Source organism: Cupriavidus sp. SS-3 (genome assembly GCF_035818815.1).
Classification (GTDB): Bacteria; Pseudomonadota; Gammaproteobacteria; order Burkholderiales; family Burkholderiaceae; genus Cupriavidus; species Cupriavidus taiwanensis_C.
Genome location: NZ_JAYLVT010000026.1, coordinates 87,156 through 97,166, shown reverse-complemented (window position 1 = coordinate 97,166; position 10,011 = coordinate 87,156). Strand labels below are relative to the sequence as shown.

The window sequence follows — 10,011 nt, the reverse complement described above, 5'->3', positions numbered from 1 at the left end:
GCTCAAGGCCGCCGGCACCATCGTCTGGAACGGCCCGGTGGGCGTGTTCGAGTTCGACCAGTTCGGCAACGGCACCAAGGTGCTGGCGCAGGCCATCGCCGAGTCGAAGGCGTTCTCGATCGCCGGCGGCGGCGACACGCTGGCCGCCATCGCCAAGTACGGCATTGCCGACCGCGTGGGCTATATCTCCACCGGCGGCGGCGCGTTCCTGGAATTCCTGGAAGGCAAGACGCTGCCCGCCTTCGAAGTGCTGGAGCAGCGCGCCGCAGGCTGACGCATCCGCCCCGCGCCTGGCGGAGCCGTGGGCCCGCCGGTCGCGCCAACCGGCCGTCGGGCCATCGAGCGCTGAAACCAGGAAACCCCGCATGACCCGTTCCACCAAGATCGTCGCCACCATCGGCCCCGCCTCCAGCTCGCTGGAAATCCTGACGCGCATGATCGCGGCGGGGGTCGACGTGGTGCGGCTGAACTTTTCGCACGGCACCGCCCAGGACCATCTCGACCGTGCCCGGCTGGTGCGCGAGGCGGCGCAGGCATGCGGGCGCGAGGTCGCCATCATGGCCGACCTGCAGGGTCCCAAGATCCGCGTGGGCAAGTTCGAGCACGGCAAGGTCCTGCTCAAGCCGGGCGAGCCCTTTATCCTCGATTCCAACTGCAAGCTCGGCAACGAAGAGCGCGCCGGCCTGGACTACCAGGACCTGCCGCGCGACGTGGGCCCGGGCGACCTGCTGCTGCTTAACGACGGCCTGATCGTGCTGGTGGTCGACCGCGTGCTGGGCAACGAGATCTTCACCACCGTGCGCGTCGGCGGCGAGCTGTCCAACAACAAGGGCATCAACCGCCAGGGCGGCGGACTGTCGGCGCCGGCGCTGACCGCCAAGGACATGGAGGACATCAAGACCGCCATGGCGCTGGGCGCGGACTACCTCGCGGTGAGCTTTCCCAAGAACGCCACCGACATGGAAATGGCGCGCCAGCTGGCCGCCGTGGCCGGCCAGCCGCACGGCCACCGGGCCCGCATGATCGCCAAGATCGAGCGCGCCGAGGCCATTCATCCGGGCGTGCTGGAAGAAATCCTGCAGGCCTCCGACGGCATCATGGTGGCGCGCGGCGACCTGGCCGTGGAAGTCGGCAACGCCGCCGTGCCGGCGCTGCAGAAGCGCATGATCAGGCTGGCGCGCGAGGCCAACAAGCTCACCATCACCGCGACGCAGATGATGGAAAGCATGATCGTCAACCCGGTGCCGACGCGCGCCGAGGTCTCGGACGTGGCCAATGCCGTGCTGGACGGCACCGACGCGGTGATGCTGTCGGCTGAAACCGCCGCCGGCCGCTATCCGGTCGAGACCGTCGAGGCCATGGCCGCGGTCTGCATCGAGGCCGAGAAGTCCGAAGTGGTGCAGCTCGACACCGATTTCCTGAACCAGACCTTTTCGCGCATCGACCAGTCGGTGGCGATGGGGGCGCTGTTCACCGCCTATCATTTGCAGGTGAAGGCGATCGCGGCGCTGACCGATTCCGGCGCGACCGCGCTGTGGATGAGCCGGCACCGCATCCATGTACCGATTTACGCGATGACGCCCAACCTGGCGTCGCAGCGCAAGATGCAGCTGTACCGCAACGTGGTGCCGCTGCCGCTGCAGTCGAGCACCGACCGCGATACCGCGCTGGAGCAGGCCGAGGAGCTGCTGCTGGCGCAGGGCGTGGTGCAGCGGGGCGATTTCATCGTGCTGACCATCGGCGAGCCGATGGGGCAGCCGGGCGGTACCAACACCCTGAAGATCGTCAGGGTGGGGCATTGAGCGCCGACAGAAGAATACCGAGACATCCCATTTTCATTTAGGAGTTAGACATGCCACTCGTTTCGATGCGCCAGCTGCTGGACCACGCAGCCGAGAACAGCTACGGCCTGCCGGCCTTCAACGTGAACAACCTCGAGCAAGTGCAGGCCATCATGCAGGCGGCCGACGAGGTCAACGCTCCGGTGATCATGCAAGCCTCGGCCGGCGCCCGCAAATATGCCGGCGAGCACTTCCTGCGCCACCTGATCGAAGCCGCGGTCGAAGCCTATCCCCATATCCCGGTGGTGATGCACCAGGACCACGGCCAGTCGCCGGCGATCTGCCAGGCCGCGATCGACCTGGGCTTCTCGTCGGTGATGATGGACGGCTCGCTGCGCGAAGACGGCAAGACCCCGGCCGACTACGAATACAACGTCGACGTGACCCGCAAGGTGGTGCAGCTGTCGCACGCCATCGGCGTGACCGTCGAGGGCGAGCTGGGCTGCCTGGGCTCGCTCGAAACCGGTGAAGCCGGAGAAGAAGATGGCATCGGCGCCGAAGGCAAGCTGGACCACTCGATGCTGCTGACCGACCCCGAGCAGGCCGCCGACTTCGTCAAGGCCACCCAGCTCGACGCGCTGGCCATTGCCATCGGCACCTCGCACGGCGCCTACAAGTTCACCCGCAAGCCCACCGGCGATATCCTGGCGATCAACCGCATCAAGGAAATCCACGCCCGCATCCCCAACACCCACCTGGTGATGCACGGCTCGTCGTCGGTGCCGCAGGAACTGCTGGAAGAGATCCGCAAGTTCGGCGGCGACATGAAGGAAACCTACGGCGTGCCGGTCGAGGAAATCCAGGAAGCGATCAAGTACGGCGTGCGCAAGATCAATATCGACACCGACATCCGCCTGGCCATGACCGGCGCGATCCGCCGCTTCTTCGTCGAGAACCCGAGCAAGTTCGATCCGCGCGAATACCTGAAGCCGGCCCGCGAAGCCGCCAAGCAGGTGTGCAAGGCGCGCTACCTGGCGTTCGGCTGCGAAGGCCAGGCCGGCAAGATCAAGCCGGTGGCGCTGAGCGAGATCGCGCAGCAGTACAAGTCGGGCAAGCTGGCGCAGGTCGTGCAGTAAGTTTCAATCGTCGTTCCCGCGCAGGCGGGAGCCCAGCGTCTTTAACGCGGCGCTGACCAAAGGCAAAAGTCACTGGGTCCCCGCTTCCGCGGGGACGACGCATTTTTAAGCGTCAGTGTTTTTTGCAGACGCTGTGCTTTACCTCCGTTCGATCGGAACCATCATGACCAACGCTCTCTACCAGTCCTCCATCAACTCGCTGCCGCTGCTGGGCCACGGCAAGGTGCGCGACAACTACGCCGTCGGCAACGACAAGCTGCTGATCGTCACCACCGACCGCCTGTCGGCGTTCGACGTCATCATGGGCGAGCCGATCCCCGACAAGGGCCGCGTGCTGAACCAGATGGCGAACTTCTGGTTCCGCAAGCTCGCGCACATCGTGCCGAACCACGAGACCGGCATCGCACCCGAGACCGTGGTGGCCGCGGATGAAGTGGAGCAGGTCAAGGGCCGCGCGGTGGTGGTCAAGCGCCTGAAGCCGATCCTGGTCGAGGCCGTGGTGCGTGGCTACCTCGCCGGCAGCGGCTGGAAGGACTACCAGGCCACCGGCAAGGTGTGCGGCATCGAGCTGCCGCCGGGCCTGCAGAACGCGCAGAAGCTGCCCGAGCCGATCTTCACCCCGGCCGCCAAGGCCGAGATGGGCGAGCACGACGAGAACATCTCGTTCGCCGAGGTCGAGGGCCGCATCGGCATCGCGCTGGCGCGCCAGATGCGCGAGATCTCGATCCGCCTGTACAAGGAAGCGGCCGAGTTCGCCGCCACGCGCGGCATCATCATCGCCGATACCAAGTTCGAGTTCGGCCTGGACGACAACGGCGTGCTGACGCTGATGGACGAAGTGCTGACCGCCGACTCGTCGCGCTTCTGGCCGGCAGATTCGTACCAGGTGGGCACCAACCCGCCGTCGTTCGACAAGCAGTTCGTGCGCGACTGGCTGGAGGCGGTGCGCATCGACGGCAAGCCGTGGCCCAAGACCGCGCCGGCGCCGCAGCTGCCGGACGACGTGATCGAGAAGACCGCGGCGAAGTACCGCGAGGCGCTGACGCGCCTGACGGGTGAAGAGTTGAAGTAAGTTTCCCCCGGCTTCCCGCAAGCCGACGGTGTTTCCCTCTCCCCTCATGGGGAGAGGGTAGGGTGAGGGGTGGTTTGGCAAGGCACCACGCGTCGAGAGCCGCCCGGCCCTCACCCCCGCCCCTCTCCCGCCAGCGGGAGAGGGGAGCAAACAAGCAAGGATCAAACGTGAGCAAGCAAGATAAGCCATTGGTCGGCGTCGTCATGGGCAGCAGCTCGGACTGGGACGTGATGCAGCACGCCGTGGCGATGCTGAAGGATTTCGGCGTGCCGTTCGAAGCCCAGGTGGTGTCCGCGCACCGCATGGCCGACGACATGTTCCGCTATGCCGAGAGCGCGCGCAGCCGCGGCCTGCGCGCCATCATCGCCGGTGCCGGCGGGGCCGCGCACCTGCCCGGCATGATCGCCGCCAAGACCATCGTGCCGGTGTTCGGCGTACCGGTGCCGTCGAAGTACCTGCGCGGCGAGGACTCGCTGCTGTCGATCGTGCAGATGCCCAAGGGCGTGCCGGTGGCCACCTTCGCCATCGGCGAGGCGGGTGCGGCCAACGCCGCGCTGCACGCCATCGCCACGCTGGCCACTACCGACGACGCGCTGGCTGCTGCGCTGGAAGCCTTCCGCGCCAAGCAGACCGAAGCCGCGCGCGCCATGACCTTGCCGCTGTAATGCTGCCGCTGTAACTCTCCGGACCGACACGGAACCGAGCAATGCCTACCGATATCCATCCCCACCTCTCCGAAGCCCACACGCCGGAATCGCGCGCCGAGTTCGGCGTCGACCGTCCCGACGCGCCCATCCTGCCCGGCGCGTGGCTGGGCATGCTCGGCGGCGGCCAGCTCGGCCGCATGTTCACGCATGCGGCGCAGGCGATGGGCTATCGCGTATGCGTGCTCGATCCCGACCAGGACAGCCCGGCCGGCGTGGTCGCCGACAAGCATATCTGCGCGCAGTACACCGACGAGGCCGCGCTGGCCGAGATGGGCAAGCTGTGCCAGGCGGTCAGCACCGAGTTCGAGAACGTGCCGTCGCTGTCGCTGGACCGGCTCGAGCAGCTGGGCGCGTTTGTCGCGCCGCGCGGCTACTGCGTGTCGATCGCGCAGAACCGCATCGGCGAGAAGAAGTTCTTTGCCGCGTGCGCCGAGCGCACCGGCGTGCCGACGGCGCCGCACTGGGTGATCCAGCACGACGCCGACGTCGACCAGCTGCCCGACCACGTGCTGCCCGGCATCCTCAAGACCGCGCGCATGGGCTATGACGGCAAGGGCCAGGCGCGCGTGAAGACGCGCGACGACGTGCGCGCCGCGTGGAAGGCGATGCAGCATGTGCCGTGCGTGCTGGAGCAGATGCTGCCGCTGGCGTACGAGGTGTCGGTGCTGGCCGCGCGCGGCGCGGACGGCGCCACCGCCACCTGGCCGCTGGCCGAGAACGTGCACCGCGACGGCATCCTGTTCTCGACCGAGATGCCGTCGACCAGCGTCTCGCCCGAGATCGCCGAGCGCGCCCGCGCCGCCGCCGCCGCGATTGCCACGGAAATGGGCTATGTCGGCGTGCTGTGCATCGAGTTCTTCGTGCTGACCGATGGTTCGCTGGTCGCCAATGAAATGGCGCCGCGCCCCCACAATTCCGGCCATATCACCATGGATGCCTGCGAGACCAGCCAGTTCGAGCAGCAGGTGCGCGCCATGGCGCGGCTGCCGCTGGGCAGCACGCGCCAGCATTCGGCCGGCAAGATGCTGAACCTGCTGGGCGACGTGTGGTTCGAGTTCGGGCTGGAACGCACCCCGGCCTGGGACGAGGTGGTGGCGCAACCCGGCGCCAAGCTGCACCTGTACGGCAAGAGCGATGCGCGCCCGTCGCGCAAGATGGGGCACGTCAACTGCATCGGCGAGCATGCCGAGGCCGCCGACGCCGCTTTCCAGGCGGCCGCGCAGGCGCTGCACATCCCGCTCTGAATTTCCGCCGACCGCCACGCCACCCTTTGAAGGAACACGATGTCGCCGCGCACGCCCACGGCCGCCGAACTGGATGAAGCCGTCCGCCTGCTCGAGGCCGGGCAACTGGTCGCCTTCCCGACCGAGACCGTCTACGGCCTTGGCGCCGACGCAGAAAACCCCGCGGCGGTCGGCCGCATCTTCGCGCTCAAGGGCCGGCCGTCGAACCATCCGGTGATCGTGCACGTGGTCGACGGTGCCGACATCGGCTACTGGACCGACCACGTGCCCGCGGCCGCGCAGCAGCTGATCGACGCCTTCTGGCCCGGCCCGCTGACGCTGATCCTGAAGCGCGCCGCGCATATCGATGCCGCCGTCGCCGGCGGGCAGGACAGCATCGGCCTGCGCTGCCCGTCGCATCCGGTGGCGCAGGCGCTGCTGTCGCGCTTCAAGCGCGGCCGCGGCGGCATTGCCGCGCCTTCCGCGAACAAGTTCGGCCAGGTCAGCCCGACCACCGCGCAGCATGTGCGCGAGGAATTCGGCGACGCGGTCTATGTGCTGGAGGGCGATGGCGTCGAGGTCGGGATCGAATCGACCATCGTCGACCTGTCGCGGCTGGACCAGGGCATCGGCCCGGTGCTTCTGCGCCCGGGCGCGGTCACGGTGGGGATGCTCGCGCAGGTGCTGGGCGAAGCCCCGCTGCCGCCGGACGCCGCCGCGCCGCGTGCGTCGGGAACGCTGAAGGCCCACTACGCGCCGCACACGCCGCTGCTGCTGGCCGATGCGCAGGCCGCCGCCGCGCGCCTGGAAGCGCTGCCGGCGGATGCCCGCGTGGCATGGGTCGGGCGCGCGCCGCTGGCGGACCAGCGCTGCACCTGGGTGCAGGCGCCTGCCGATGCCGCCGCCTATGCGCAGGAGCTGTACCGGCTGCTGCGCAAGCTCGACCGGCAGGGGTATACGCAGCTGGTGTTCGAGGTGTTGCCCGAGGGGCAGGACTGGGCCGGAGTGCGCGACCGGCTGGAGCGGGCGGCGGCGGCGTTTGGGGGGTAGGGCGGACAGGGGTTTGCCGCTGGCCTGACCTGGTCGATCCGCCGGCCCTCACCCCCCCAGCAACCGCAACGCCGTATAAACCGCCATCCCCACCACGATCATTCCCACCATCTTCCTGGTCAGCAGGTAGAACACCGTCGCGGCCACGCCCGCCATCAGCTTGTAGTTGGAGAACGCCACGGTGAAATGCCCCTGCCAGGTCATCAGGTCCGGCAGGATGATGGCGGCCAGCGCCGCCGCCGGCGCATAGCGCAGCGCGCGCTGGATGCGGTCCGGCACGGTGATGTGTTCGCCCGCCATCAGAAACAGCGCGCGCGTGATCACGGTGACGACCGCCATGCCGACCAGCGCGATCCAGACTTCGGTATGGCTCATGCGCGGTCTCCCGGTACGTCCGCCGGCTCGGGCGCTGGCTTGGAAGCGGGCTTGGCCAGCGGTGCCTGCCTGCGCCGCTGGATGCCGCGCAGCGCGGCGCGCGCGGCCAGTTCGTCGCTGGCCATGCCGGCGGCAATCGCGCCCACCACGGCCACCACCAGCCCCAGCCGGTACGGCAGGTCGAAGCACAGCAGCGCCAGCACCGCGGAAATCACCACCGCCATCAGCGTCGAGCGCGAATTGATGGTGGCGATCATCACCGGGATCAGCGCCATGGTGCCGGCCAGGCCCAGGCCCCAGCTGTCAGGGAACAGGCTGGCCAGCACGATGCCGATGATCGACGACACCTGCCACATGCAGAAATTGGTCAGTGCCATGCCCCAGAAGTAGCCTTCCTTGCCGGGCTCGTAGCCCGGTGTGCTGTACTTCTGCAGGAAGTAGACGAAGTGCAGGTCGCCGTTGAAGAAGCCCAGCACCGTGCGCCGCGCCAGCGTCAGGTAGCTGAAATGCGGCTGCATGCCGGCGCTGAAGATGACGAAGCGCAGGTTGACCATGGCCGCGGTCAGCCAGATGGTCCATAGCGGCAGCCCTGCTGCGAACAGCGGTAGCACCGCCAGCTGCGCCGAGCCGGCGTAGACCAGCAGCGACATGCCGATGGCCTCGGGCACGGTCAGCACGGATTTGCTCATGGCCACGCCCGTGACCAGGCCCCAGGAAAATACCGCGGGCAGCGACGGGGCAAAGCGGCGCGCGCCGTCGATAAAGCCGGCGCGTTCGGCGGGTGCGAAGCGATGCCAGAGGCGCAACCACACCGGGGGTTGTGGGGAAGTCATGTCAGAGGAAGCGGGGGCGATGCGGCCCGGGGCCGCAGGCCGGCCCGGAAGGCTGCCGCCGCAGGACGCGCCGGCACCCAGGCATTATAGGGTGGGATGGCGGGCTGGTAAGCGAGCGCTTAACAAAATGCCGCCGCGGCGTTGGGGGCAGGCCACGGCCCCGCGCCCCAGCGCGCCCGGCGGGGCGTCAATGCGCCCCGCGGTACACCCACTGCAGCAGCGCGTCGTGCGCCTCCTGCGCCTGCGCGGCGTTGGCATGGTTGATCATGCTCACCACCACGTAGCGGCCGCCCTCGGCGGCATCGACGTAGCCGGCCAGCGCGCGCACATCGGCCAGCGTGCCGGTCTTCAGGTAGCCGCTGCCGGCCGCGCTGGCGCGGGTCAGGCGGTTGCGCAGCGTGCCGTCGACGCCCAGCACCGGCAGCGAGTCGATCAGCACCGGGCCGACCGGGCTGGCCGCGGCCTGCTGCAGCAGCCGCGCCATGTCATAGGCGCTGATGCGTTCCGCGCGCGACAGGCCCGAGCCGTTGTCGAGCACCAGGCCCGGCAGCTCCAGCCCCTGCCGCGCCAGCCAGCGCTGCACCACGCGGATCGAGCGGCCGGTGCTGGCGGGCCCGCCGCGGTCCATCTCGGCGCCGAGGGTCAGGAACAGCTGCCGCGCCATCACGTTGTTCGAGAACTTGTTGATGTCGCGCACGATATCCGCCAGCGGCAGGCCGTAATGGCGCGCCAGCAGCACCGCGCCGCGCGGGACCTTGCCGCTGCGCAGCGCGGGCAGGCGGGCAAAGCGCCCGCCGGCGCGCTGCCACTCGGCGACAAAGCCGCCCCAGGTGAATTCCACATGCGACAGTGTGGCGATATTGAGCACGTGCTCGCCGCAGTCGCTGGAATAGTCGCCCGAGAACGAGGCCAGCACGGTGCCGTCGGCCTGCGGCAGCACGGTCGGGCTGGCGCTGCTCTGCCAGTCGCCGCAGCGGCCGTTGGTCAGCGTGAGGCGGTTGTCCAGTTTCAGCTGCGCCAGCTCCGGCGTGACGCTGACCGCCACGGTCTGCGAGGCCGGGTCCGGCGTCAGCGTGAACGACAGCGTCTTGAAGGCGTACAGCAGCGCATCGGGGCCGACGTTGTAGGCGCGCTGCACCTCGCCGTCGATGGTGCCGTTGCTGTCGAGGCCATCGGCGAAGTAGCTGCGGTCCAGCACCAGGTCGCCGTTGATGGTGTTGGCGCCGGCGGCGCGCGCCCGCGCCACCAGCTTGGCCATTTCCTCGGGCACCAGCTTGGGATCGCCGTGGCCGCGCAGGTAGACGTTGCCGTTGACGGTGCCGTCGTAGCCGGGCTGCGCGTCGGCGTAGAGCGAGGTCTGCCAGCGATAGTCGGACCCGAGCAGCTGCAGGCCGGCGAAGGTGGTGACCAGCTTCATGGTCGACGCCGGGTTCATCGGCAGCTGCGCGTTCCAGCTGGCGCGCGCGGTGCTGTCGCCCAGCCGCACCACATAGAAGCTGGCCGCCGCGGCCGGCACCCCGGCGCGGCGCAGCGCCGCGGCCACCGGCGCGGGCACGCCGGCGCTGGCCAGCGCCGGATCGGTGGCGGCTCTGGTGGCGGCTCTGGTGGCGGCTTTGGCAGCGGCTTTGCCGGCTTTCGGTGCTTTGGCGGGCTTGGTCGCCTTGGCCGCCTTGGCGGGCGGCTTGGCGTAGGCCGGGGTCAGTGCCGGACCGCCGGCCAGCAGCACGGCGGCAAGGATGGACGAGAGCAATAGCGACAGGCGGCGCGGCAGCGCGCCGGGTCGCGCTGCGGTGGGCGCGGCGAGGGTTCTTGGCATGGCGGCCATGTTAACGCA

At 69.0% G+C, this 10,011-nt stretch carries 10 protein-coding genes; 7 read left to right on the top strand and 3 right to left on the bottom strand.

What is annotated here, in order from left to right; translation table 11 throughout:
- The 7 genes from pgk to U9J39_RS27835 form a co-directional block, all read left to right on the top strand.
- The coding region (pgk, locus tag U9J39_RS27865) for a phosphoglycerate kinase (RefSeq protein ID WP_326348658.1) at positions 1 to 274 on the top strand (274 nt) is incomplete at its 5' end.
- A 91-nt stretch (positions 275 to 365) separates the two neighbouring features.
- Complete coding sequence (pyk, locus tag U9J39_RS27860; RefSeq protein WP_115679458.1) at positions 366 to 1,802, top strand: pyruvate kinase; 1,437 nt, start codon at positions 366 to 368, stop codon at positions 1,800 to 1,802.
- 50 nt (positions 1,803 to 1,852) lie between these two features.
- Positions 1,853 to 2,917, top strand: a complete 1,065-nt coding sequence (fba, locus tag U9J39_RS27855) for a class II fructose-bisphosphate aldolase (protein WP_018008879.1) — start codon at positions 1,853 to 1,855, stop codon at positions 2,915 to 2,917.
- 163 nt (positions 2,918 to 3,080) lie between these two features.
- Positions 3,081 to 3,989, top strand: coding sequence for a phosphoribosylaminoimidazolesuccinocarboxamide synthase (locus U9J39_RS27850; protein WP_326348655.1), 909 nt, complete (start codon positions 3,081 to 3,083; stop codon positions 3,987 to 3,989).
- Between the two features lie 167 nt (positions 3,990 to 4,156).
- Positions 4,157 to 4,654 (top strand): 5-(carboxyamino)imidazole ribonucleotide mutase, encoded by a 498-nt coding sequence (gene purE / locus U9J39_RS27845; protein ID WP_115708286.1) that lies wholly within the window; start codon positions 4,157 to 4,159, stop codon positions 4,652 to 4,654.
- A gap of 41 nt (positions 4,655 to 4,695) precedes the next feature.
- Complete coding sequence (locus tag U9J39_RS27840; RefSeq protein ID WP_092307845.1) at positions 4,696 to 5,940, top strand: 5-(carboxyamino)imidazole ribonucleotide synthase; 1,245 nt, start codon at positions 4,696 to 4,698, stop codon at positions 5,938 to 5,940.
- A 39-nt stretch (positions 5,941 to 5,979) separates the two neighbouring features.
- Positions 5,980 to 6,969, top strand: a complete 990-nt coding sequence (locus tag U9J39_RS27835; RefSeq protein WP_115708290.1) for an L-threonylcarbamoyladenylate synthase — start codon at positions 5,980 to 5,982, stop codon at positions 6,967 to 6,969.
- A gap of 48 nt (positions 6,970 to 7,017) precedes the next feature.
- On the opposite strand, the gene U9J39_RS27830 is transcribed toward U9J39_RS27835, so the two are convergent.
- The 3 genes from U9J39_RS27830 to dacB all read right to left on the bottom strand — a co-directional run bounded on the left by U9J39_RS27830 (position 7,018) and on the right by dacB (position 10,002).
- Complete coding sequence (locus U9J39_RS27830; RefSeq protein ID WP_092307849.1) at positions 7,018 to 7,344, bottom strand: AzlD domain-containing protein; 327 nt, start codon at positions 7,342 to 7,344, stop codon at positions 7,018 to 7,020.
- Positions 7,341 to 8,177 carry an AzlC family ABC transporter permease gene (locus tag U9J39_RS27825; protein WP_115708292.1) on the bottom strand — a complete coding sequence of 279 codons (837 nt, stop codon included), beginning with the start codon at positions 8,175 to 8,177 and terminating at the stop codon, positions 7,341 to 7,343. Before U9J39_RS27825 ends, U9J39_RS27830 begins: the two co-directional genes overlap by 4 nt.
- A 187-nt stretch (positions 8,178 to 8,364) precedes the next feature.
- Positions 8,365 to 10,002, bottom strand: coding sequence for a D-alanyl-D-alanine carboxypeptidase/D-alanyl-D-alanine endopeptidase (dacB, locus tag U9J39_RS27820; RefSeq protein WP_326348650.1), 1,638 nt, complete (start codon positions 10,000 to 10,002; stop codon positions 8,365 to 8,367).
- Positions 10,003 to 10,011 lie beyond the last annotated feature (9 nt).

Excerpts from the sequence above, each read along its gene's own strand:
- pyk (WP_115679458.1), top strand. The coding sequence starts at position 366 with ATGACCCGTTCCACCAAGATCGTCGCCACCATCGGCCCCGCCTCCAGC.
- fba (WP_018008879.1), top strand. The coding sequence starts at position 1,853 with ATGCCACTCGTTTCGATGCGCCAGCTGCTGGACCACGCAGCCGAGAAC.
- U9J39_RS27850 (WP_326348655.1), top strand. The coding sequence starts at position 3,081 with ATGACCAACGCTCTCTACCAGTCCTCCATCAACTCGCTGCCGCTGCTG.
- U9J39_RS27840 (WP_092307845.1), top strand. The coding sequence starts at position 4,696 with ATGCCTACCGATATCCATCCCCACCTCTCCGAAGCCCACACGCCGGAA.
- U9J39_RS27825 (WP_115708292.1), bottom strand. The coding sequence starts at position 8,177 with ATGACTTCCCCACAACCCCCGGTGTGGTTGCGCCTCTGGCATCGCTTC.
- U9J39_RS27830 (WP_092307849.1), bottom strand. The coding sequence starts at position 7,344 with ATGAGCCATACCGAAGTCTGGATCGCGCTGGTCGGCATGGCGGTCGTC.
- U9J39_RS27835 (WP_115708290.1), top strand. The coding sequence starts at position 5,980 with ATGTCGCCGCGCACGCCCACGGCCGCCGAACTGGATGAAGCCGTCCGC.
- dacB (WP_326348650.1), bottom strand. The coding sequence starts at position 10,002 with ATGGCCGCCATGCCAAGAACCCTCGCCGCGCCCACCGCAGCGCGACCC.